This is a genomic window from Ruegeria sp. BC8 (assembly GCF_056535705.1).
In genome coordinates this window covers 386,316-409,032 of the sequence record NZ_JBQFIV010000002.1, presented here as the reverse complement: position 1 = coordinate 409,032, position 22,717 = coordinate 386,316, and the positions used below count along the sequence as shown (strand labels likewise).

The 22,717-nt window shown below is 62.2% G+C and carries 18 protein-coding genes, 1 tRNA gene and 3 pseudogenes; 15 read left to right on the top strand and 7 right to left on the bottom strand.

The features are described from left to right. Nucleotides 1–34 precede the first annotated feature (34 nt). The 5 genes from ACR3EK_RS19075 to ACR3EK_RS19055 form a co-directional block, all read right to left on the bottom strand. The gene (locus ACR3EK_RS19075) at nt 35–889 is read right to left on the bottom strand and encodes a hypothetical protein (RefSeq protein WP_254429388.1); all 855 of its coding nucleotides are present in this window, start codon (nt 887–889) and stop codon (nt 35–37) included. A 26-nt stretch (nt 890–915) separates the two neighbouring features. Next, complete coding sequence (locus ACR3EK_RS19070) at nt 916–1,317, bottom strand: hypothetical protein (protein ID WP_170365737.1); 402 nt, start codon at nt 1,315–1,317, stop codon at nt 916–918. 126 nt (nt 1,318–1,443) lie between these two features. Beyond that, nucleotides 1,444–3,162, bottom strand: coding sequence for a dynamin family protein (locus ACR3EK_RS19065; protein ID WP_170372636.1), 1,719 nt, complete (start codon nt 3,160–3,162; stop codon nt 1,444–1,446). Between the two features lie 7 nt (nt 3,163–3,169). Then, nucleotides 3,170–5,182 carry a dynamin family protein gene (locus tag ACR3EK_RS19060; RefSeq protein ID WP_480634059.1) on the bottom strand — a complete coding sequence of 671 codons (2,013 nt, stop codon included), beginning with the start codon at nt 5,180–5,182 and terminating at the stop codon, nt 3,170–3,172. Between the two features lie 2 nt (nt 5,183–5,184). Beyond that, a complete protein-coding gene (locus ACR3EK_RS19055; protein ID WP_093963272.1) occupies nt 5,185–5,613 on the bottom strand; it encodes a hypothetical protein in 429 nt (142 codons plus the stop codon). A gap of 738 nt (nt 5,614–6,351) precedes the next feature. On the opposite strand from ACR3EK_RS19055, the gene ACR3EK_RS19050 reads away from it, so the two are divergent. Beyond that, nucleotides 6,352–6,436 (top strand) — tRNA-Leu (locus ACR3EK_RS19050). Nucleotides 6,437–6,472: 36 nt separating this feature from the next. Here the strand turns inward: ACR3EK_RS19050 and ACR3EK_RS19045 are convergent. Then, nucleotides 6,473–6,999 (bottom strand): annotated as a pseudogene (locus tag ACR3EK_RS19045) (winged helix DNA-binding protein). A 182-nt stretch (nt 7,000–7,181) separates the two neighbouring features. Between ACR3EK_RS19045 and ACR3EK_RS19040 the strand changes: the two are divergent. From ACR3EK_RS19040 to ACR3EK_RS19015, 6 genes and pseudogenes are all read left to right on the top strand, one after another. After that, nucleotides 7,182–8,153, top strand: coding sequence for a TRAP transporter substrate-binding protein (locus tag ACR3EK_RS19040; RefSeq protein ID WP_170359565.1), 972 nt, complete (start codon nt 7,182–7,184; stop codon nt 8,151–8,153). A 61-nt stretch (nt 8,154–8,214) separates the two neighbouring features. Continuing rightward, entirely contained in the window at nt 8,215–8,766 is a 552-nt protein-coding gene (locus tag ACR3EK_RS19035; RefSeq protein ID WP_311201687.1) for a TRAP transporter small permease, read from the top strand. A gap of 9 nt (nt 8,767–8,775) precedes the next feature. Then, on the top strand, nt 8,776–10,071 hold the full coding sequence (locus ACR3EK_RS19030; RefSeq protein WP_480634056.1) for a TRAP transporter large permease: 1,296 nt from the start codon (nt 8,776–8,778) through the stop codon (nt 10,069–10,071). An 8-nt stretch (nt 10,072–10,079) separates the two neighbouring features. Further along, nucleotides 10,080–10,807 (top strand): annotated as a pseudogene (locus ACR3EK_RS19025) (5-oxoprolinase subunit B family protein). Next, entirely contained in the window at nt 10,804–11,820 is a 1,017-nt protein-coding gene (locus tag ACR3EK_RS19020) for a 5-oxoprolinase subunit C family protein (protein ID WP_480634054.1), read from the top strand. The pseudogene ACR3EK_RS19025 and the gene ACR3EK_RS19020 overlap by 4 nt, the downstream one beginning before the upstream one ends. A 16-nt stretch (nt 11,821–11,836) precedes the next feature. Continuing rightward, nucleotides 11,837–12,610 (top strand): LamB/YcsF family protein, encoded by a 774-nt coding sequence (locus ACR3EK_RS19015; RefSeq protein ID WP_480634053.1) that lies wholly within the window; start codon nt 11,837–11,839, stop codon nt 12,608–12,610. A 22-nt stretch (nt 12,611–12,632) separates the two neighbouring features. Here the strand turns inward: ACR3EK_RS19015 and ACR3EK_RS19010 are convergent, their stop codons facing one another. After that, entirely contained in the window at nt 12,633–13,646 is a 1,014-nt protein-coding gene (locus ACR3EK_RS19010) for a LacI family DNA-binding transcriptional regulator (protein WP_170391545.1), read from the bottom strand. A 219-nt stretch (nt 13,647–13,865) separates the two neighbouring features. On the opposite strand from ACR3EK_RS19010, the gene ACR3EK_RS19005 reads away from it, so the two are divergent. The 8 genes and pseudogenes from ACR3EK_RS19005 (at nt 13,866) to nadC (ending at nt 22,716) form a co-directional block, all read left to right on the top strand. Beyond that, nucleotides 13,866–15,173 carry an extracellular solute-binding protein gene (locus tag ACR3EK_RS19005; RefSeq protein WP_437342565.1) on the top strand — a complete coding sequence of 436 codons (1,308 nt, stop codon included), beginning with the start codon at nt 13,866–13,868 and terminating at the stop codon, nt 15,171–15,173. A gap of 63 nt (nt 15,174–15,236) precedes the next feature. Continuing rightward, on the top strand, nt 15,237–16,118 hold the full coding sequence (locus tag ACR3EK_RS19000) for an ABC transporter permease subunit (RefSeq protein ID WP_093963282.1): 882 nt from the start codon (nt 15,237–15,239) through the stop codon (nt 16,116–16,118). A 36-nt stretch (nt 16,119–16,154) separates the two neighbouring features. Beyond that, nucleotides 16,155–17,039, top strand: coding sequence for an ABC transporter permease subunit (locus ACR3EK_RS18995; protein ID WP_170391668.1), 885 nt, complete (start codon nt 16,155–16,157; stop codon nt 17,037–17,039). A 10-nt stretch (nt 17,040–17,049) separates the two neighbouring features. Continuing rightward, complete coding sequence (locus ACR3EK_RS18990) at nt 17,050–18,090, top strand: ABC transporter ATP-binding protein (RefSeq protein WP_170359557.1); 1,041 nt, start codon at nt 17,050–17,052, stop codon at nt 18,088–18,090. Next, nucleotides 18,090–19,100, top strand: a complete 1,011-nt coding sequence (locus ACR3EK_RS18985; RefSeq protein ID WP_480634266.1) for an endonuclease/exonuclease/phosphatase family protein — start codon at nt 18,090–18,092, stop codon at nt 19,098–19,100. The genes ACR3EK_RS18990 and ACR3EK_RS18985 overlap by 1 nt, the downstream gene beginning before the upstream one ends. 143 nt (nt 19,101–19,243) lie before the next feature. Continuing rightward, nucleotides 19,244–20,294 (top strand): annotated as a pseudogene (gene nadA / locus ACR3EK_RS18980) (quinolinate synthase NadA). Between the two features lie 8 nt (nt 20,295–20,302). Then, nucleotides 20,303–21,895: an L-aspartate oxidase gene (locus tag ACR3EK_RS18975; protein WP_480634257.1), complete on the top strand. Its 1,593-nt coding sequence runs from the start codon at nt 20,303–20,305 to the stop codon at nt 21,893–21,895. After that, nucleotides 21,868–22,716: a carboxylating nicotinate-nucleotide diphosphorylase gene (gene nadC / locus ACR3EK_RS18970; RefSeq protein ID WP_480634256.1), complete on the top strand. Its 849-nt coding sequence runs from the start codon at nt 21,868–21,870 to the stop codon at nt 22,714–22,716. The genes ACR3EK_RS18975 and nadC overlap by 28 nt, the downstream gene beginning before the upstream one ends. Nucleotide 22,717: the final 1 nt, after the last annotated feature.

Sequence of the window (22,717 nt, the reverse complement as noted above, 5' to 3'; positions counted from 1 at the left end):
AAACTTAACTTCAACTGTCGCGAAAGCGGTGCCATCAGACCGACTCCCGCAGAGATTTCCACAGGTTGACGACGGCACCCAGCTTGCGCGCGTCATGTACGGCGGCGGCTGTATTGCGACCATCCCGAACCAGAGCGACACCCGCGCCCTTGCCGCCTGACGGCCGCATGACGATCAGTTGCGGCTGCTCGAGCAGCCCGGCATTGTCGGCATCCCATCCCGCCAGATCCTGTGCGAACCGGGTCAACAGATCATCCGAAGGATGAAGAGGCTGTCCATCGGCGCACACGCCATCGAACTGGTGGGTCGCCCCCTCCGCACTTGTCAGCAGGCGTCCCATGGCGAACCGCTCGGCGCCGTCGAAGAAAGCCGCGGCTACGCTGGGTTCTTGCCCTTCAGCGCTGTCCTGCTCTTTCGTGTCCTCGACGGGATCCGGGACAACCGAAACCCGCGGCTCTGACGGTAGAACGATCTCGGCACAGGCTTTCTGCATTTCGCTGAACGTGATGCCGACGTCATCCGCCTCCAGCGGACCGTCCGGTTTCAAAGACACAACTTCGATCGGTGGGGCAGTCGCGGCTAGGTCGGACACGAGCCGCGCCAGCTTTTTGATCAGCGCTTCGCGCGGTTCGGTTTCGAAATCCGGAAGGGCGCCGGTGCTTGCCGAATAAACATCCGTGATCCGTGAGCTGTTCACCTCGATCGCCAGGATCGTTCCGTTCTGGGCGTTGAACTCCAGGCGTCTTGGAAGAACCGTTCCCCGGATCAGGTTCAGTATGCTGGCCCGCCGGGCCTCGGCCGTGTCCCCGGTCAACCGAACGGCCGGCGACAAACGGGGCGTCGCAGACCGCCCGATGTTTTCGAGCATGTCGATTATGTCTGTCGCCATCATGCCGTGACCCCCTCTGGTCCCGTCTAAACTGCGGCCGCTACCGGCCCCAGGCTGAGATGTGATTTTGTAAGCGTCAGCCCGATATTCGCGCTGTCGCGGCAGATGTAGCAGACCACGTGTTCCGGATAGGCCCGGGTCCGCATGAAGATGTGCAGCCGGTCGTTCGAAAACACCGAGATTTCCCCAAATCCCGGGTTCTCCGGATCCTGTAGTCCGGCCGAGGCCAACAGCGCTTCGAATGCTTGAACGCCCCGACCCTGAAACAGATTTGCCACCGCAACGGCGAGGGTTTCCAAGGCTGCGCCATCCTCGGTGCCGGTTGCCGACATGCCCAGAAGCATGCCCGTTTCCATGTCGACATATCCCGCTGCGATGCAGTCGGGAATGGTCTCCATGGCGGTGGTCAATGCGGCGTCAATCGTCATCTAAAGCTCTGTTATCCCTTATTAAGCCCAAAGGCGGAGCGGTTCGAAACCGTCGCGCCGCTGAGTAGCATTGCCGTTCGGGACGGGAAACGGTTTATCGTTTCCCGCGTGTCCCTTGAGGCCCGGTTACAACACATGCCACTCCGCCCTGTCTTTCGGATTTGGCACCGGTTGAATCCTGTCCTGTTCGTCGCGCCCGGTGTGCTCGTGAGCGATCTTGTCGAACTCCTCAAGAAAGGCTTGGAACACGGCGTGCAGCCCGTCCACGTCTTGGGGAATATCTTCGCTGGCCGCGATTTCCCGCCACATCGCCGCCGCGCTAAGCGGAGCTCCTGCCGGCACGCTCAAAAGGTGTTCCAGCGAGGTTTCGCCTTCGCCGACCTGCTCACAAGGCACTTCGGGTTCCTGGTCTTCAGGGGTCTGGGCCGAAATCAAGCCGTTCGATTCCGGCTCAGGTTCATAGGTCGTGGCATCGTCACCCTGTTGCTGGGACAACAGCGAAGCAATGGACGAGACCGAGTCTTCGACACTGGGTGCCGGGGTCTCGTCCTGTTCGTCTGCTGCCGGCGCGGGGGACTCGCCAACCAAACGTTCTGACAGCGTGGCCAGCAGGTCTTCGTCCTGGGCACCCTGATCGTTGGTCTGGTCATCGGCGTCTGCGACCAGCATTTCGTCGTCCTCGAAATCGAGCGTATCGTCATCGACCTCGTCAAAGTCTTCGTCGTCCAGCTGAGTCACCGCAGTCGAAGTTGCGGCGACGCTGAGCCGATCCTCATCCTCGTCCCGGAACAGCGCTCGCAAATCGTCATCGGGCACTGGCGTCATTTCGGCGCGCAAGCGGTCGGCGTCATCGGGGTTGATCCGCTCGCGTTCGGTCGACTCGCCGCGGCGCTCCACCCGGGCCGGTCGAACCGGGAAGGTTGCGATCACATCGTCCGAGTTCCGGACCGCTTCGAATCCATCATCCTGATCCAACGGGTTGGTCAACTTGAAAGGCGCGGGCTCTTCGGCTGCGGTCTGGCGATCGGATCGTTCGGGACGCACCGGTTGAACCGGGGGCGTGCCGGCGAGGCTCTTGTCGATCTGGTAGCGGGCAAGTTTTTCCGCACGGCTGTCCATGATCTGCTCGGTGATCTCAAGAAAGCTGTCGATCATCTTGCCGCCGCCGCTGCGCGACCACAGCTCGGCGTCGCCCGTTTTGTCACGCGCGATGATCGCGTCACGGGCGGAAAACAGGATTGTCCGATTGAACAGGTGCCCCGCTTCGCGGTTGATGCGGCGGAGCACTTTCTGGCGGTCTTTCAGATCCAGTGCGTCCGCGCGCGTGACCAACAGAAGCGAGTTGTGCTGAAGCCGTTCCGGCAACGAAACCCACGTGGCGCGTTCGGTCTCGCGCCAGGCCTGCGTCGAGTGCGTACACCATAGCACCCCGTTGGCTTGACCTACCGCACGGCGCCAGACATCGGCCTGAATTTTGGGGTCCGAAATGCCGGGCGTGTCGATCAGGTCGACGGCCTCGAGAATGTCCGCTTCAAGATAGATGCGGATGAACTGCGCGTCGTTGACGCCCACCTTGTCCAATTCGTCCAAACCAATCGGAGAAGTGGTCCCGTCATGGCGCTGGACGTAAGCCGGTTTGTTGCCCCAACTGAACCAGACCGGCGGCAGCTGGGTGGCCGTAACCTGCGTCGGTAGGGCCTGCTTGCGCAGAAGAAAGTTCATGAGCGTGGACTTTCCGGCGCTGAACTCTCCCATCAGCGCAAAAACCGGTTTGCGGCGGGACCACTGCTCGATGCGTTCCCATGCCCGAGGAGAGACGAAGCGGATTTGTGAATCTTTTGCCATGGCTTTCTTACGCTGCTTCGTTGCTGAGGTCTTTGAGGATGTCGCCGAGGATTTCGTCACGTGACTTCTTCGGCTCGAGCCCGGCCATCAGGTCCGGGGCGGTCCCCGGTGCCTTTTCGGCGGATTGCGAGATGCTCAGAAGGGTTTCCTGCTGCTCGCGCATGAAATCCGACAGGACGGCCCGAACATTTTCCAGAACGGCTGCGATCTGGGTTTCTTCGAGATCCTTGGTGATCGAATTGGCTTCTGATGCGATCAGGCGGGTGTAGTCCGCCGCATAGGCTTCAAACCCTTTCCGGCGTTGCCACCAGCGACGCCACCATGTGCTTTGAAGGTCCAGCGCGATCGTTCTGCCAATGCCCAATGGCGGCGGTACGCGCGGCACAATGGGCGCCTCGATGCTGAATTCGCCCAAGTGGTTACCCAGAAGCTTCTGATACAGGGCCTCGACATCCGCTGCGGCTGCGGAATACAGCGCGCTGGCGTCCTTGCGCATTGCGCGGGCAAAGCTGAAATAGGCGGCCTTCTGAAGGGTACGAAGCCCGGCCGGGTCGTATTGCCAGGTGCCCTGTTCGCCGTTCTGCTCGAGATGCGCTATCAACGAGTCCGTTGCACGTTTGACGAAGTTTGCCTCGGCCGAAGCCAGACGTTCCAACACCTTGTCGCGCAGGGACGTCGTCAGTACAGCAGCTTTCTTGTCATATTCGGCCGCGACGGTGGCGATCGCATCTTCGGGTGACACGCCGTCAAGATCGCGAACAACGCCGTCTCCGCCCGACAGGCTCTTTGCGACCGAGGTGGCGCGAATCTGACTTGCGATGTTGCGGGCGCGGTGACGGACACGGTCCAAAAGACGCGTTCCTGCGCCTTGGGCGATACGTTCGTTCATGGCCAACAGCAGGTCAGGCAGACCAGAAAGGGCCCAGATCTTGTCCAGCGATGCGGCCTGATCTCCAAAGCCGGCGGCCAGATAGAACGTGTTGAGGGCCTGGCGGGAATCGTCGGTGAGAATGTCCGGGTTGCCGGTCAGCGCGGCCTCGGCCCACAACGCACTGCCGAAAACAACGCTGGTGCTTGTGTCGATTCCGTTTTGCTTGAGTGTATCCTGAATTCGGTCGCGAATTTCGGGGACTTGCTTGACCGGGTCGGTCAGCTCGTCGATCCGGTTGACGAACAGGACGATCTGCCGGTTCTCGAACTGCGCGATGATCCGCATCAGCGCCATGTCCATAGTGGTCAGCGCCTGGCTTGCCGCCAGAACCACGACGCAGACCTCCGATCCGCGCAGGCTGCGCAGAGTGATCTGTTCGCGCACCATGAACGTGTCGTTGACGCCCGGCGTGTCGCACAATTTCAGCGCGATCGGGTACTGCGGAATGTCCATGTACAATTCCGCGGCTTTGGTCACGTCGGCGAACCGGCCCGTTTTCGGGTTGATGTCCGGATCGTCTTCGTCACCCAGGCAGACATAGCGCTGGATCAGCTCTTCGTCGAAGTAATCGTATTGGTGGCTTTGGCCTAGGATCAGGTCAAAATGCTTGCCAAGGCGTTCCTCGGACTTGGCCTTCATCTGCGCGATCTGACGGCGGATGTCCTCTATCTCGTCGTCGGCGCCTGCGCGATTGGCCAGTTCGCCCAAACGGCCACCGCCGACCATAAGATTGTCCCATTCTTCCTGCTCGAAGAAGGTGAACTTGGATCTGTATTCACCGGGCATGCGGGTGTTGATGTTCAGCGTGGTCACGACCGAGGTCCACGGGTTCACATCCGACGGCAGCAGACCGGGCCGACCGGCCAGAATGTTGACGATCGAAGATTTGCCCGCCTTCACCTGGCCGACGAAAGTGACGCTGGCGGTGAAGTTTTCCATACGGGTCTTGAGCGTGGCCAGCCGCGCAGTCGAGCGCGCATCCGCCACCTCTGTCAGTTGGTCGATCTGTGTCGTCAGTGCGGACATGGCTTCCGACATCGGCGCCAATGCCTCGTTTCCTACAGACAAAAGGTGGTCGTTGCGGGCCATGTTCAGCCTCCGGTTCCGGTTGCAGCGATTTGGGTATGCCCGGATTCCGTCAAACTGGCAGGCGCCATGCCTGAAAAGCTGTCGATCCGGGCGATCAGTTCGAGAGCGTTGCCCAGCATCTCGGCCTCGGTTCCGGGCGAGATGGTATCGAAGGCGCGCGAATCGGCCAGCACTTCGATCGAGCTGAACCGGGTTCCATTGTCCAGGCGCGCGACCCGACGTCCGGTCGGAAACCCATTTGATTTGGCCGATGGAAGGGGCATTCGCGCATTTGCCAACAGGTATTCGTTGCCCTCATGCGTCTTCAGGGCAATGCCGAAACCTGTGTTCGGGAATTGCTGGTTGAGGTTTTTGAGCTCGCCGACAAAGCTTTCTCTTGCAAGAAAGACGACGTCTTGCTCGGTGGCAGCGGAGTTGATCTGTTCGGTCACGACTGAGACCCTTGTACTGGAGTTGAGCAAAAAACTCGTACGGTGCCGTAAAGGCGAAAAAGACTCATTAACTCCTTGGTAGACAGAATTACCTTCATCACGGTGTTATTTTGACGTGATTGAGATATTTTGGCGTTTGAAATGTGGCGCAATTATGGTGGCCGTTGCATGACAATGCCGCAACTTCAGGGTGTAATAATTAAAATAGACAGGACCGCCGGGTTTGAAACCGGGGTGTGTTTCGGCGTGCGATTTGGTTTGTCGTGATGAATTCGACTGATGGTTAGTGTTTTGTACAATATATGAAAAATGGAAAACCAGATCAGAGGATGAGTTCACGCCACGGCAGAAGGCGGAGGGACCGCATTGCTATTGGTTCAGTGCGGGGTTGATAAGGGTGGTAGAGACGTCCCAATGAGATCCACAACGTCAGCGAGAATTTAGCAATTTTTGAAAATTTGGGAATGTGTCCAAAAACAGAACAATTATGGCGCTTTGTTTCGCTCCGAAAACGACGGGTTTCCGCGTCAAGAAATCCATTTGGCGATAAAAATAAACCGGGAAGCCGGATGCCAAACATTCTGGCGCCGTTGCGCGGGTCGATCTTCCCCTCGCCTAGGTCATTTCCATTGTTTCCGAACGGGGGTCAATATTCCGCCGCAGACGGCAAGATTTCCTCTCGCGCTTGTCCAAAAGGTTTGTTATCAGCCCTTCCATTCGGCGCGTCGGCGCCGTGTTGCGGGTGTGGCGAAATTGGTAGACGCACCAGATTTAGGTTCTGGCGCCGCAAGGCGTGGGGGTTCAAGTCCCTCCACCCGCACCATTTTATTTCTTACCGATCATGCTGCGTGGGCGGATGCTAAGGCGCTACAAAGACGCCGCCGCGGCTGGCCTGGTCATAGTGGCCGGACAGGGCCCGCAGATCGCGGGCCAGGTCCCTCAGATCCGGGCCCGACAGGTCGGTGGCTGACAGCCCTTCCAGCAGGCATTGCTGGCGAACTTTCCGGTAGGCGTCGCATAGCTCCACTCCCTCGGGCGAGGTGCGGTAGAACACCTCTTCCCACGCTTTTCCGACGTCAGAAGCCCAGCCTTCAGCAGTTTCCGCAGGGCGTAGTTCACGGTGTGGCTGTCCTCGATGTTCAGAAGAAAGCAGATGTCGGTCAGGCGCTTGTCGCGTCCGCGGTGGTTGACGTTGTGCAGGATCAGGATGTCGAGCGGTCCCAGATCGGCCTGCCCGGCTGCGGCCATGCAACGGGTCATCCAGCGTGAGAACGCATTATAGACAATGATCAGGCCGAATTCGAGTTCGGAAAGTTCCCAGCCTTCGCCCTCGGCCAAGTGGCGAGAGGAAACGATGCGGCGTGTGTCGGGGGAAGAATCGGTCATATTGCGGCCTTTTGATCTGCAAAACGCTGAGAAATTATCAGTGTTTTGGCATGAAGGGCGTGTGTTTTCAACGTGCTGACCTTTGGACTCTGCAGTGTTTTGGTCAAAACGATAACAAAACGTTGACAAATCGCAAACGTTGAGTCAGCTTCTGCGCCAGTACTCAAGCAGGGAGAGCCAAAATGAAACTGATGAAGATTGCCGGTGGCGCGGTTGCCGCGCTGGCCGGGTTGGCCATGCAAGTGCAGGCCGAGACCTGGGACATGCCGACGCCCTATCCGGACGCCACCTTCCATACCGTGAACATCCACGACTTCGCCAAGGACGTGACCGCGGCCACAGACGGCGCCCTTGAAATCAAGGTCCATTCCGCAGGTTCGCTGTTCAAGCACCCCGAGATCAGCAAGGCAGTCCGCAGCGGCCAGGTGCCCGTCGGAGAGTTTTTTCTGTCGTTGCTGGCCAATGACAACCCGGCCTTCGGCGCAGACTCGCTGCCGTTCCTGGCCACCAACTATGACGACGCCCAAAAGCTGTGGGCGGCACAGAAAGACGTGATCAACGGTCTGCTGGACGAGCAAGGCATGATGGTGCTGTACGCGGTGCCGTGGCCGCCGCAGGGCCTGTACACCACCAAGGAAATCAACAGCGTGGATGACCTGGCGGGCCTGAAGTTCCGCACCTACAACGCCACGCTGGAAGAATTCGCCAACCTGGCGGGCGCCGCGCCCACGCAGGTCGAGGTTCCGGATATTCCGCAGGCCTTCAGCACCGGCCGGGTCGAGGCGATGATCACCTCGCCCTCGACCGGGGTGAACTCCAAGGCGTGGGACTTTCTGACCCACTACACCGACATCCAGGCCTGGATTCCCAAGAACGTGGTCGTGGTGAACAAGCGCGCCTTCCGCCGTCTGGATGACGCGACCCAGGCCGCCGTTCTCGAGGCTGCCGCCGCCGCCGAAGCCCGCGGCTGGGAAATGAGCCAGGCCGAGACCGCCAAGCAGACCGCAGTTCTGCAGGAAAACGGCATCACCGTGGTGCAGCCATCCGAAGAGTTGATGGCTGGCCTGCGTGAAATCGGCGCGCAGATGCTCGAAAACTGGAAGGCCAACGCCGGCGAGGACGGTGCCGCGTTGCTGCAGGCCTATCAGCAGTAAACGACCCGAACCGGCCGGGCGCCAAACGCCCGGCCGGGTTCGACAACAAGGGGGGATGGCGATGCTGCGGCGCAGTCTTGATTTCATCTATCGTGCGGCCGGCGGATTGGCGGCGCTGTTCATTCTGGCCATCGTCGTGCTGGTCTTTGCGCAGGTCGGGCTGAACCTGGCCGACAAGATCTGGGCCGCGCTGACCGGGCGGGGCGTGGGTCTGACCATCCCGTCCTATGCCGATTTCACCGGATTCTTTCTGGCCGCATCCAGCTTTCTGGCGCTGGCCTATACGCTGCGCGCCGGCGGGCATATCCGGGTGACGCTGCTGATCGGGCGAATGCCCAAGGGACCGCGCCGCCTGACCGAGATCTGCGTGGTGACGGTTGCCCTTGCCATGAGCGCCTATGCCACTTGGTATCTGGGCCTGCTAGTTCTGGAGTCGCTGGAATATGGCGACCGCAGCCCGGGCATGGTCTCGGTGCCGTTGTGGATCGTGCAGATGCCGGTCCTGCTGGGACTGGCCATCCTGACTCTTGCCCTTGTCGACGAACTTGTCGGTCTGCTGGCGGGCCACGCGCCCAGCTGGGACGGCAAGGGCGAAAACCTTCTGAGCGAATAGGGCCAGCAGATGTCGATTGCCACGCTTTCCATCATTCTTCTTGTTCTGTTGTTCGCCTTTCTGGGGTCGGGCCTGTGGGTGGCGTTTTCGCTGCTGGGGGTCGGGATCGCGGCGATGGCGCTGTTCTCCGATGCGCCGCTGGGGCTGGTCATGGCGACCACCTTGTGGGGGCACAGCAATTCTTGGGCGCTGGCAGCGCTTCCGCTGTTCATCTGGATGGGCGAGATTCTGTTCCGCTCGCGCCTGTCCGAGGACATGTTCACCGGCTTGTCGCCTTGGATGAACCGGCTGCCGGGGCAGTTGCTGCATGTGAACGTCTTTGCCTGCGGGATCTTTGCGGCTGTGTCCGGGTCGTCGGCGGCCACCGCGGCCACGATCGGCAAGCTGTCGATCCCGGAACTCTCGCGCCGCGGCTATCCCGAGAAGATGATCATCGGCACGCTGGCCGGCTCGGCCACGCTGGGCCTGCTGATCCCGCCGTCGATCATCCTGATCGTCTATGGCGTGGCGACCGAGCAATCCATCGCCCGTCTGTTCGTGGCCGGAGTTCTGCCGGGCCTGCTGTTGGTGGGGCTGTTCGTGGGCTATGTCGCAATCTGGGCGCTGATCAACCGCGCGATCCTGCCCACCGAGGACATCCGCGCGAGTTTCGCGGAAAAACTGCGTCGCTCGCGCCGACTGGTGCCGGTGATCCTGCTGATCGTCGGTGTGATCGGCTCGATCTATGCCGGGATCGCCTCGCCCACCGATGCGGCCGCCGTGGGCGTGGTGCTGGCGCTGCTGCTGTCCTGGCGCGAGGGCACGTTGACCCGGGCCAGTTTCGTCGACGGGCTGATGGGGGCCACGGTGACCTCTTGCATGATCGCCTTCATTTTGGCGGGGGCCTCGTTCCTGACCGTGGCGATGGGCTTCACCGGCATTCCTCGCGTGCTGGCGGAATGGATCGGGTCGCTGGGCCTGTCCACTTTCACTCTGCTGGCGGCGCTGACGGTGTTCTTCGTGATCATGGGGTGTTTTCTGGACGGGATCTCGGTTGTGGTGCTGACGGCTTCGGTCATCATGCCGATGGTGATGCAGGCGGGTATCGACCCGCTGTGGTTCGGCATCTTCCTGGTGATCGTGGTCGAGATGTCGCAGATCACCCCGCCCGTTGGCTTCAACCTGTTCGTGCTGCAATCGCTGACCGGGCGCGACATCCTGCGGGTGGCCCATGCGGCGCTTCCGTTCTTCTTCCTGATGATCGTGGCGCTGGTGATCATCGTGGTTTTCCCTGGCATCGTGACCTATCTGCCGAACCAGATGTGACGGGAGCGATGCAGGATTTTCCGATCATACGAACCGCCGGGGTGGACGGGCTGTTGATCAGCTTTGCCGCCGCACTCAGCGAACCGGCCAACCGGGCTGCGCTCGCCTTTCGCGCCGCGCTCGAGGCGGAGGGCTGGGCAGGGGTTGAGGAAACCTCGTCCTCGCTGGTCTCGGCCTTCGCCCGGTTCGATCCGCTGCATCTGACGCATGCCGCGTTGCACCATCAGGTGCAGGCGCTGCTGGACCAGCGCGACTGGTACGCGGCCGACCTGCCCGGCGGGCGCAGGTTCTGGCGGGTGCCCACCGTCTTTGGCACGGATCTGGCGCCGCAGCTGGCGCAGGCGGCGCAGGCGGCGGGCCTGTCCGAGGCCGAGGCGATCCGGTCGCTGTCCCAAGCGCGGGTGCGTGTGCAGACCATCGGCTTTGCCCCGGTCAGCCTTATCTGGGTGAATTGCCGCCCGCCTGGGACATCCCCCGGCAAAAGGAGTTGACCCCGCGCGTACCCGAAGGCGCGCTGGTGGTGGCGCTGCGGCAGCTTGTGCTGTTCTCGGTCACCACGCCGACCGGATGGCAGCATGTGGGCCAGACCGCCATCCGTCTGTTCCAGCCCGATATGCAAGAACCTTTCCTGCTGCGCCCCGGGGACGAGGTGCAGTTCAGCCCCACCGACCCGGAATCGCTGGCGCGGATGCGCAGCGATCCGCGCGGCGGCGCCAGTTGCGAGGCGCTGGCATGAGCGCGCATCTGACCATATTGCGCGCCGGGCCCGGCCTGACGTTGCAGGACATGGGGCGGCCCGGATATCTGGACATGGGCCTGTCGCGCGGTGGTGCGGTGGACCGGCTTGCATTGGCCGAAGGCGCGGCGTTGCTGGGACAGCCGGACGACCTAGCCGCCGTGGAAATGGCTGGCATGGGCGGCGAATTCCAGGCCGATCAGGATCTGCGCATTGCCCTGACGGGCGCGCGGATGCGGGCGCAGATCGACGGCGCGACGGCGGTCTGGAATGCCTCGCACCTGCTGCCTGCGGGCGCCCGGCTCAGCATCGGTCCGGCCGTGGCCGGCAGCTATGGGTATCTCAGCATCGGCGGCGGGGTGCAGGGCGATCCGGTTCTTGGCGCCTGTTCGGCGCATCTGACGGCGGGGATCGGAGCCGTGCTGAAGGCGGGCGACCGCCTGGCGATCGGCCAGGACGCGGGCGGTGCAACCGGCATGACCTTTGACCCCGAGGACCGGTTCTTGGGCGGGGAGATCCGAATCGTGGCCAGTTTCCAGACCGACCTGTTCGCCGCCGACGTTCTGGAGCGGCTGCAAACCACCGCCTTTCGCCGGGACGCGCGCGCCAACCGCATGGGCGTGCGGCTGGAAAGCGACGGACCAGGCTTTCATGTCTCGGGCGGGCGCAGCGTGCTGTCGGAAACCATCGTGCCGGGTGACATCCAGGTCACCGGCGACGGCACGCCCTTCGTGCTGTTGGCCGAGTGCCAGACCACCGGCGGTTATCCCCGCATCGGCACCGTTCTGCCCTGCGACCTGCCCAAGGTGGCGCAGGCCCCGGCCGGGGCCGACCTGCGGTTCCGCTTCGTGCCGCTGGACGAGGCGGTGGCCGCCAAGCGCGCCGCCGCCCAGGCTCGCGCCGCGCTGCCCCGGGCGCTGCGCCCGCTGATCCGCGATCCGCGCAGCATGTTCGACCTGCTATCCTATCAACTGATCAGCGGCGCCATCGCCCGCGAAGAGGACGTTTTGTAGAAAAGGAGCCTGTGCCATGGCACATCAAGTCGATCTGAACGCCGATATGGGCGAAAGCTTTGGTCCCTGGAAAATGGGCGATGACGCGGCGCTGCTGAAGATCGTGACGTCGGCCAACGTGGCCTGCGGGTTTCATGCGGGCGACTGGGATGTGATGGCCACGACGATGGCGCAGGCGGTCGAAAACGGCGTGGGCATCGGCGCGCATCCCGGCTTTGCCGATCTGCACGGCTTTGGGCGTCAGCGGATGCACTATCCCCTGCCGTCGCTGCAGAACCTGATCCGCTATCAGGTCGGCGCGGCGCAGGCGATGGCACGGGCAACCGGCGGGCAGGTGCGTCATCTGAAACTGCACGGTGCGCTGGCTAACATGGCGTCCGAGGATCAGGCGATGGCACGTGCCTGCTACGAGGCGGCGCTGTCGGTGGCTCCGGATCTGATCATCATGGTTCTGGCCGGAACCGCCCAGCAGCGCGCCGCGCGAGACCTGGGCTGTCCGGTGGCCTGCGAGATCTTTGCCGATCGCGCCTACAACGATGACGCCACTCTGGTCGACCGCAGCCTGCCCGGCGCGGTGATCCACGACCCCGACCGTGCCGCCGCGCGCATGGTCGAGATGGTCAAGGCCGGGGCGATCATCACCGAAAGCGGCAAGCATATCCCGACCCGCATCGACACGATCTGCCTGCATGGAGACACGCCCACGGCGGTGTCGATTGCGGCCGGTGTCCGCCATGCCCTGCAGAAGAGCGGGGTTGAGCTCAAGCAGTTCGCCGGTGGCCCTGCCTAGGCTTCTCGATCGACGCGGCTGTTCAATGCGTCTCGCGTTCGATGACGCTGGGGTCCAAAAAGATACTCTCTTCGGGACGTCCGGGATCGACGAGCCTACGCTCCAGCAACGCGATGATCGCGTCAACGGCGGCGTCGATGGGGTTCCGGACTGTCGTCAGGCGGAATGTCGGCCATTTCGCCATGGCGATGTCGTCGAAACCAACAATCGCCAAATCGCCGGGTACGTTCAGAGACAGATCGCGCGCAGCCGATAGCGCCCCAATCGCCGTGGCGTCATTGGCGCAGACAAGCGCATCCAGAGAGGCGCGGGACAACAGACTGCGCGCGGCGCCGTATCCGCTGTCGACCGAGTAATCAGTCGGGTGTTCGGCCACGAGGTCAAGCCCCGCCCGATCCAGCGCCTGGAGGACCCCGGCGCGTCGCCGTGAAGACGAATAGAACTCCTCGGGTCCGCTGAGAAACCCGAACCGGCGCCGCCCCCGGCTGATCAGCAAGTCGGTGATCATGGTCATACCATCGGTATTGCGGCAGCAGACATTGTCGACACGGGGCCCTTGAACGGGACGGCCTGACGAGATCATCGGGATGCCGAACCGCGCACATCTGTCCACGATCTCTTCGGACATGCTGCCGCCGCGCAGAATCAATGCGTCCAACGGATAGCGCAGCAGCTCTCGCAGCGCCTGATCCGTGTTGGCGCCGGTTCGATCGATCAGAATGGGCCATTTCTTCAACCCGCTCAGGGCCTGGGCCAGTTCACCTACAAAGGCCGAGTCGTAGGGGCTGCGCATGTTGCCGACGAAGACGGCGACCAAATTTGATTGCCCGGCCTTGAGGCCAGCGGCCAGGGCATTCGGCTGATACCCGGTATCGGCTGCGATCTTGAGGATCCGTCTACGTTTCTCGGAATCGACATAGGCACCGGGCGTGAAAGCGCGCGAAACAGCTGAACGCGAGACGCCCGCAAGGTCCGCAACGGTCTGGGCCGTTGCGCGCCGGGGGCGTTTTGCGTCCTTGTTTCTCTCGCTACACATGCGGTTTGCGTTTCGCCTGTTCAGAGGGTTTCAACATTCTTGCAATGAATCGAATCTTTCATCAAACTGTCACGGTTGGAAGCTAGTGAACACGTGTGCACATTTTGCGAAAGGTGTCAGCCTTTTTCTGGATGTGAAATATGTCATCGGGGAAAATACCCCATAGTTTCCAGGGCTTTGGCCCGCCCGTAGGGGCGCAACATGAATCGGAGGAACTACATGATAAACGTCAAAACAGGTGCTGCTGCTGCCGCGTTCGCGATGATGGCGAATACGGTCTCGGCCGAAGTCGAGATTACGTGGTGGCACGCCATGGGAGGAGCCCTGGGTGACACCGTCAACCAGATTGCCGAGGATTTCAACGCGTCCCAGGACGACTACAAGATCACGCCGGTTTTCAAGGGCACATATGAAGAGACCCTGACCGCCGGCATCGCCGCATTCCGTGCGGGTGAACAGCCCAACGTCCTGCAGGTATTCGACGCCGGCGCCGCGACTGTGATTGGCGCCAAGGGCGCGACCGTTCCGGTTCAGGACCTGCTGGAACAGAACGGCGTTGCGTTCGACATCGAGGATTATATCTCGGGCGTTCGCTACTTCTATGCCGACAGCGACGGCAAGATGATCGGTATGCCGTTCAACTCGTCCTCGCCCATCATGTATTACAACGTTGATGCGCTGGAAAAAGCGGGTGTGACGCCGCCGAAAACCTGGGAAGAGTTCCAGACCGTGACGGCGCCGGCGCTGAAAGAGGCCGGTTATATCGGCCTGTCGCAGTCGCATCTGCCCTGGATCTTCACCGAGAACTTCCATTCGCGCCACGACCTGCCGTTTGCCACCAACGACAACGGCTATGAAGGCGCTGACGGCACCAAGATTCTTGTCAACAACGACGCGATCAAGGCACACTTCAGCGCCGTCAAAGACTGGAAGGACAACGGGTTCTTCGAATGGTATGGCACCGGCTGGAGCGACAACCAGACCCCGTTCGAAGAAGGCAAGGTTGCCATCTGGCTGGGCTCGTCCGGTTCGTTCGGCGGCCTGTCCAAGAAGGACCTGCCGTTCGAGTTTTCGGCCACCTTCCTGCCCTATTGGGAAGCTGTGACCAAAGAACCCAAGCAGACCTTCATCGGTGGCGCGGCCCTGTTCGCGATGGCCGGCAAGAGCGACGAGGAAAACAAGGCCACCGCGGCATTCTTCGAGTTCCTGACCAAGCCCGAAACCCAGTACATGTGGCACCGCGAGACCGGCTATGTTCCTATCACCACCGCCGCCTATGAAATGGCGAAGGGCGATGGTCACTATGACCGTGCTCCGGCCGCCGAAGTCGGCATCAAGCAGCTGTCGCTGCCTGCTGGTGAAAACACCAAGGGCTATCGCATGGGCTTCTACGTCCAGATCCGCGACGTGATGAACCGCGAATATGGCCGGATCCTGACGGGTGAAACCTCGGTCGAGGACGCCTTCAAGGCAATCGAGGACGAAGCCAACGGTCTGCTCGAGCGTTTCGCAAAAACCCAGAGCTGATCCCACTCGCCAAGAAACGGGCGGTCGCAGAAGTGCGACCGTCCTCCCTTTTTCGGAGTTTTCATGAAACGCGCTGGTTTTTCCACTCGCTGGCTGCCGGTTCTTCTGCTGTTGCCGCAGCTGTTGATCATCGCGGTCTTTTTCTACTGGCCTGCCGCTCACGCGGTGCAGTCTTCTTTCTTCCTTCAGGATCCGTTCGGGTTTGGGTCGACCTTCGTCGGGCTGGACAACTACAGCGACCTTGCCGGGAATTCCGAGTATCTCAGCATTGCCTGGTTCACGGTGATCTTCACCGTTTTGGTCACGTTCTTTTCGCTGTCGATCGCGTTGTTGCTGGCCGTGAAGGCCGACAATGTGCTGCGCGGCGCCAAGACCTATCGCACGCTGCTGATGTGGGTTTACGCCGTGGCGCCGCCGGTGGCGGGTTTCATCGGCCTGATCCTGTTCAACCAGAGCTGGGGGCCATTGACCGAACTGGCGCGCTCGATCGGGTGGGATTTCAAACTGGGCGTGAATTTCAATGACACCGCCACGGCGATGGTTATCGTTTCGGTCTGGAAACAGGTTCCGGTGAATTTCATCTTCTTTCTGTCTGGCCTGCAATCGATCCCGCGATCGGTGCGCGAGGCGGCTTTGATCGACAACCGCTCGTCTACGGGCCGGTTCTGGGACGTGACTTTCCCCCTGCTGGCGCCGACCGGGTTTTTCCTGCTGATCATCAATATCACCTACGCACTGTTTGATACTTTCGGTGTGATCGACACGATGGTGAAGGGTGAGCCGGGCAACAACCCGATGACGTTGGTCTACAAGGTCTATGTGGACGGCTTCCGCGGCAACGACCTGGGTGGCAGCTCGGCGCAGTCGGTTGTTCTGATGGTGCTGGTTCTGGCCCTGACGGTGTTCCAGTTCCGGCTGGTCGAGCGCCGCATCCACTACACCTAAGGAGGGCAGACAATGACCGAAGCACATACCCCTGCGATGGCGTCCGCCACTTCATCCACCCAAACGCGAAAGCGCGGCATCCGACTGTCCACGATCCTGGATCACACGATTCTGATCGTCGGATCGTTGTTCATGATGCTGCCGCTGCTGATGATCTTCCAGATGACGACCGTTCCGGATGTCGAGGTGATCAAGACCGGACCCAGCCTGACGATCGGGGACGAACTTGGCCCCAACTTCCAGAAAGCAATGTTCGAGGCCTCGGGCTTTTCCGGCCAGAACACGGGCATGAACATGCTCAAAAACTCGTTCATCCTGGGCATCGGTTTTGCCCTCGGCAAGATCATCATCGGCATGATGGCGGCCTATGCGATCGTCTATTTCCGGCTGCGCTTCGCCACGCTGGCTTTCTGGGTGATCTTCACCACGTTGTTGCTGCCGCTCGAGGTGCGCATTCTGCCCTCGTACGAAGTGGTGCAGAAACTGGGGATGCTGAACACCTATCAGGGCCTCATCATCCCGCTGATCGCCTCGGCCACCGCCACGTTCTTCTTCAGGCAGTTCTTCCGCTCGGTTCCAGAAGAGTTGGTCGAGGCCGCGCGGATCGACGGCGCCGGCCCGGTGAAATTCTTCATCGACATCCTGGTGCCGCTGTCGCGTACGATGATTGCGGCGATGTTCATCATCATGTTCGTGTTCGGGTGGAACCAGTATTTGTGGCCCACGATGATCACCACCGAAGAGGACATGTTCACCCTGGTGCGCGGGATCAAGCAGATCACGCAGGTGCTGGAGGGCAACCGCATTCCCGAATACGGCCGGGCCAACCTGCTGGCGATAATCGCCATCATCCCCCCGGTCATGGTCGTCATCTTTTTCCAAAGCTGGTTCGTCAAGGGCCTGACGGAATCCGACAAGTAAGGCAGAATCAATGGCTCAGGTATCCCTGAAGAACATCCGAAAAATCTATCCCAACGGCGCCGAGGCGCTGACCCCGTCCAGTTTCGACATCGGTGATGGCGAATTCGTGGTTCTTGTCGGCCCGTCGGGCTGCGGCAAGTCCACTCTGCTGCGCATGGTGGCCGGCCTGGAAGAAATCACCGAAGGCGAACTGACGATCAATGGCCGCGTCATGAATGACGTTGACCCGGCCGATCGCGACATCGCCATGGTGTTCCAGAACTATGCGCTGTACCCGCACATGACCGTGCGCAAGAACATCGCCTATGGTCTGAAAAATCGAAAGACGCCCAAGGACGAAATCGACCGCAAGGTGGCCGAAGCCGCTTCGATGCTGAACCTGAACGAGTTTCTGGATCGCAAGCCCTCGCAACTGTCGGGCGGTCAACGCCAGCGGGTTGCCATGGGACGGGCCATCGTGCGTGATCCGGCGCTCTTCCTGTTCGACGAACCGCTGTCGAACCTCGATGCCAAGCTGCGCAACCAGATGCGGATCGAGATCAAGGCGCTGCAGCGGCGTCTGGGGGTGACCTCGATCTACGTCACCCATGACCAGGTCGAGGCGATGACCATGGCCGACCGCATCATCGTGATGAACGCGGGCCGGATCGAACAGATCGGCACCCCGGCCGAGATCTATCACCGTCCAGCCTCGACCTTCGTGGCCAGCTTCATGGGCGCTCCGCCGATGAACCTGATCGGCGCACGTCTGGAGGGCGGCCGCGTGATGATCAACGGCGACACGGTGCTTGCCACGGCCGAAGGGTCTGGCGCGGTGACTGTAGGTGTGCGACCCGAAGATGTACTGATCGGGGCGGAGGGCTCGATCGCCTTTCACGTCGACATCATCGAAGAGCTTGGCGCGCACCGCCTGTTGCACGGGCGTCTGGCAGATCAGGAGTTCACGATCCACGTGGGCAAGGATGTCGAAGCCGCGCCCGGAGAAACGCGGATCTCACTCAAGCCCGACGCGATCAGCCTGTTCCACCCGGAAACCGGAAAAGCCCTGTGATCACGAACATCGTGTCGTCTTTGCCGCCGGTCTCGGATGATGTCCGAGACCGCATATTGGCAGCGCCGCGAACGGCCGAGGCGCACCGCGCCCTGATGGCGCAGACACCGGCGATGAACGTGGTGCAACTGGGCGGAAACGCAACCCGGGACGTTCTGGGTGCACGTTTCTCGGCTGCGGCTTGGAATGTGGAACGTTGCCTGTTCCCCGAAGAAAGCGCAGCCCACCTGGCGGCTGTGACCCCGGACATCGTTCTGCTGTCCGAGGTGGACCACGGTATGTCCCGTACCGGTCAACGTCACACGTCGGCAGAAATGGCCGACAAGCTGGGTATGGCCTACGCCTTTGGGGTCGAGTTCCACGAACTGGATCTGGGCGGCCCGACCGAGCGCGCTTTTTGCAAGGATGATTTCAACACCCTCGGGTGGCATGGGAACGCGATTCTGTCCTCGGTTCCGTTCAAACGCGTGGCCATGATCCGTCTTGACGACCATGGCCACTGGTTTGCGGCCGAGTCCGGGGCGTCGGATCCGCAACAACCGCGGCTGGGTGGCCGAATGGCGATTGCAGCAGAAGTCGCGACCGAGAACGGGCCTGTATGCGTGGTTTCCACCCATCTGGAAAGCAATGCTGCGGCGGCGCATCGCCATACGCAGTTTCAGCTTCTGCTGGATGCGCTCGATGAGTTTGCGCCCGGGATGCCGGTGCTGATCGGTGGCGATCTGAATACCGGCAACCACCTGCCACCGGATTTCGACTGGCGCCGGGAAACCCTGTTTGCTCTGGCCGAGCAGCGCGGATTTTCCTGGGAGTTCACGACCGAAGGCCACACTACCCGGCCCAGCCTGATCACGCCGCACCCGGACCGGGTGATGAAGCTGGACTGGTTCGCCGGCAAGGTGCTGATCTGCCGCGACCGGGGTCTGCTGTCGTCGCTGACCGCCGACGCCAAGCCGCTCTCGGATCATGACTGCGTCTGGTGCGCGGTTGAGGTGCCTGACGCCGGGTGACTCCGGCCTGTCCGCGATATTTGGTCACGTGGCCCAACGTCCCGTTGAATTTCGGGGCGTTTTTTCGCGGTTCGACTGTGGAAAACGGTTTGGAAACCCCATAAGAACGAGGCCACCTATTCAACAGGCGGAAAACCAGTCCAGTGTTTGACCTCCCCGCGCAGCGCGCGCATCTTGCCGAGAAATTCGATCTGACCCCGTCGCCCGAGCTGGCCGTCAGCATGAGCGACATCTACGCCCGCATGTCGCGAGTCGTCACGCCAGCGGATTGGGCGATCTACGCGCCCTATGTCAAGGCGATCAACGATCTGAAAGCCGAACGCAACGCGGTGATCCTGGGCCACAACTACATGACGCCCGAGATCTATCACGGCATTTCGGACTTCGTCGGCGACAGCCTGCAGCTGGCCATCAAGGCGACCGAGGTCGAGGCCGACGTGATCGTGCAATGCGGTGTGCATTTCATGGCCGAGACCTCGAAGATCCTCAGCCCCGAAAAACGGTTCTGATGCCCGACATGGAGGCCGGCTGTTCGCTGGCCGAGTCGATCACCGCCGAAGGCATCACCGAGATGCGCCGCCGCTATCCCGGCGCGCCGGTCGTGTCCTATGTGAACACCACGGCCGAGGTGAAGGCGGCATCCGACATCTGCTGCACCTCGTCCAACGCGGCGCAGATTGTCGCGGCGATGGACAGCGACACGGTCATCATGACCCCGACCAGTACCTGGCGCAGAATGTGGCCCGCGACGTGCCTCAGAAGAACGTGGTCTGGTGGGAAGGCTCGTGCATCGTGCACGAACAATACACGGCGCAGGACCTGCGTGAGTTCCGCGAATGGAACCCGGGCACCCGCCTGATCGCGCATCCTGAATGCCCGCCCGACGTGGTGGCCGAGGCCGACTTCTCGGGGTCTACCAGCGGCATCATCAAATATGTCACCGACGAACAGCCCGAAAAGGCGATGCTGATCACCGAGTGTTCGATGGCGTCGAACATCGCCGACGCGCTGCCGCAGGTCGATTTCGTCGGGCCCTGCAACATGTGCCCCTACATGAAGAAGATCACGCTGGAAAAGGTTCTGTATGCGCTGGACACCATGACCGGCCAGGTCGAGGTTGACCCCGACGTGGCGGAAAAAGCGCGCCTTTCGGTTCAGCGGATGATCGACCTGTCGCGCAAACTGGGAATTTGATCGGGGCGATGCAGACGGTCTCGACCCCTCGGGTGGTCATCATCGGCGGCGGGCTGGCCGCGGTCTATACAGCGCTCAAGCTTGCTCCGCACCCGGTGGTGATGATCTCGCCCGAGCCGCTGGGCTCGGGTGCCAGTTCGGCCTGGGCGCAGGGCGGGGTGGCGGCGGCGATGGACCCGTCCGACAGCCCCGAAGCCCATGCCCGCGACACGATGCGCGCCGGCGCAGGATCGGTCCTGCAGGAGGTGGCCGAGTTCGTCACCCGCGCGGCGCGGGATCACATTCTGGACCTTTCCGATCTGGGCACCGGGTTCGACCGGGACGCCGATGGCGGGTTCATCCAATCGCAGGAGGCTGCGCATTCGGTGGCCCGCGTGGTGCGTGTCAAAGGCGACCAGGCCGGTGCCGAGATCATGCGCGCCCTGATTGCCGAGCTGCGGCGTCGCTCTTCGGTCCAGGTGATCGAAGGGGCGCTGGCCGTGGGGCTGGAAAGCGACGGGGCCAAGGTCTCGGGCGTATATCTGGCGCCGACCGATACGCCGGGGGCCGAACCGGTGCTGCTGCGCGGAGCGGCACATGTACTGGCCACGGGCGGGTCGGCGGGGCTCTATGCTCGCACCACAAACCCGGCGCGCATCCGCGGGCAGGGGATCGGCATGGCCGCACGGGCCGGGGCCCGGATCGCCGATGCCGAGTTCATTCAGTTTCACCCCACCGCGATTGACGTGGGCGAAGACCCGATGCCTCTGGCCACCGAGGCTTTGCGTGGCGAGGGCGCCGTGCTGATCAACCGTCACGGCGAACGGTTCATGCAAGGCGTCCACCCCGATGCCGAGCTGGCCCCACGTGATGTCGTGGCGCGCGCCGTCTATCTGGAAACCAAGGCCGGCAACCGGCCCGCGCTGGATACGCGCGCGGCGATTGGCGCGGCGATCCGCAGTCAGTTTCCGGCGGTGACCGAGGCCTGCCTGCGCAACGGTGTCGACCCCGTAACCCAACCGATTCCGGTGGCGGCGGCGGCGCATTACCACATGGGCGGTGTGGCCACCGACCTGAACGGCCGCAGTTCTCTGACCGGGCTCTGGGCCTGTGGCGAGGCGGCCTCGACCGGGTTGCACGGGGCGAACCGGCTGGCCTCGAACGGTCTGCTCGAGGCGCTGGTCTTTGCCCGCGCCTGCGCCCGTGACATTGCGGGCACCCTGACGGTGGCCGACGCGCCCGAGGTGCGGCTGGGCCTGCCGTCCGGCGGCACCGAACCCGACCCCCAAGCCGTAGCCGAACTGCGCCAGGTCATGACTGATGGCGTGGGGGTGGTGCGCGACGCGGACGGGCTGCGCCGCGCCTTGGGCCGGATCGCCGTGTTGGAGTCGCTGCACGGCCAGTCGCACCTGTTCCGAAACATGACAGCAACCGCCACGCTGATCGCGGCAGCAGCGCTGATGCGCACCGAAAGCCGCGGCGCGCACTATCGGTCGGATTGTCCGGTTACGGCCGAAGGGCCGGGGCGGCGGTCTGATCTGACATTGGACGAGGCCGTGGCGCTGCGGTCGAAAATCTTCAAGGAAACCGCAAAATGCATCATGCCACTGTCCCCGACCTGATCCTCGAACCGATGGTCCGCGCCGCCCTGACCGAGGATCTGGGCACCTGCGGCGACATCACTACCCGCACCGTGATCCCGGCGGACGTGACCTATGCCGCACGGCTGAACGCGCGCGAGGATGCGGTTGTGTCGGGCATGCAGGTTGCGGCCCTGGCGTTCCGGCTGGTGGACCCGACGTTGAAGATCACGCCGCTTGTGGCGGACGGGGACCGTTGCACCAAGGGCCAGACCCTCATGGAGATCGCCGGCAGCGCGGCCTCGATCCTGTCCGGCGAACGCGTGGCGCTGAACTTTGCCGGTCGTCTGACCGGGGTGGCGACCCTGACCGCCGGGCTGGTGGCGCAGACCGCCGGGACCAAGGGGCGCATTACCTGCACCCGCAAGACCACCCCGGGCCTGCGCATCGTCGAGAAACTGGCCGTGCTGCATGGCGGCGGGTTCAATCACCGCCATTCGCTGTCGGATGCGATTCTGATCAAGGACAACCACATCGCCGCCGCCGGCGGGGTGCGCGCGGTGCTCGAGGCGGTCAAGGCGCGTGCGTCGCACATGATGAAGGTCGAGATCGAAGTGGACCGGCTGGACCAGTTGGCCGAGGTTCTGGAAATCGGCGGCGCCGATGTGGTGCTGCTGGACAACATGACGCCTGACATGCTGGCCGAGGCCGTGGCGATGGTGGATGGGCGTCTGGTGACCGAGGCGTCGGGCAATGTCACCGTGGACACGGTGGCCGAGATCGCGGCCACCGGGGTCGATTACATCTCGTCCGGGGCGCTGACCCATTCCTATCGGACAGCCGATCTGGGTCTGGATTTCTGAT

Coding starts and splice junctions, on each gene's coding strand:
- ACR3EK_RS19040 (WP_170359565.1), top strand. CDS start 7,182: ATGAAACTGATGAAGATTGCCGGTGGCGCGGTTGCCGCGCTGGCCGGG.
- ACR3EK_RS18995 (WP_170391668.1), top strand. CDS start 16,155: ATGGCGTCCGCCACTTCATCCACCCAAACGCGAAAGCGCGGCATCCGA.
- ACR3EK_RS19065 (WP_170372636.1), bottom strand. CDS start 3,162: ATGGCAAAAGATTCACAAATCCGCTTCGTCTCTCCTCGGGCATGGGAA.
- ACR3EK_RS19010 (WP_170391545.1), bottom strand. CDS start 13,646: ATGTGTAGCGAGAGAAACAAGGACGCAAAACGCCCCCGGCGCGCAACG.
- ACR3EK_RS18990 (WP_170359557.1), top strand. CDS start 17,050: ATGGCTCAGGTATCCCTGAAGAACATCCGAAAAATCTATCCCAACGGC.
- ACR3EK_RS19030 (WP_480634056.1), top strand. CDS start 8,776: ATGTCGATTGCCACGCTTTCCATCATTCTTCTTGTTCTGTTGTTCGCC.
- ACR3EK_RS19015 (WP_480634053.1), top strand. CDS start 11,837: ATGGCACATCAAGTCGATCTGAACGCCGATATGGGCGAAAGCTTTGGT.
- ACR3EK_RS19020 (WP_480634054.1), top strand. CDS start 10,804: ATGAGCGCGCATCTGACCATATTGCGCGCCGGGCCCGGCCTGACGTTG.
- nadC (WP_480634256.1), top strand. CDS start 21,868: ATGCATCATGCCACTGTCCCCGACCTGATCCTCGAACCGATGGTCCGC.
- ACR3EK_RS19000 (WP_093963282.1), top strand. CDS start 15,237: ATGAAACGCGCTGGTTTTTCCACTCGCTGGCTGCCGGTTCTTCTGCTG.
- ACR3EK_RS19005 (WP_437342565.1), top strand. CDS start 13,866: ATGATAAACGTCAAAACAGGTGCTGCTGCTGCCGCGTTCGCGATGATG.
- ACR3EK_RS19060 (WP_480634059.1), bottom strand. CDS start 5,182: ATGGCCCGCAACGACCACCTTTTGTCTGTAGGAAACGAGGCATTGGCG.
- ACR3EK_RS19035 (WP_311201687.1), top strand. CDS start 8,215: ATGCTGCGGCGCAGTCTTGATTTCATCTATCGTGCGGCCGGCGGATTG.
- ACR3EK_RS19070 (WP_170365737.1), bottom strand. CDS start 1,317: ATGACGATTGACGCCGCATTGACCACCGCCATGGAGACCATTCCCGAC.
- ACR3EK_RS18975 (WP_480634257.1), top strand. CDS start 20,303: ATGCAGACGGTCTCGACCCCTCGGGTGGTCATCATCGGCGGCGGGCTG.
- ACR3EK_RS19075 (WP_254429388.1), bottom strand. CDS start 889: ATGGCGACAGACATAATCGACATGCTCGAAAACATCGGGCGGTCTGCG.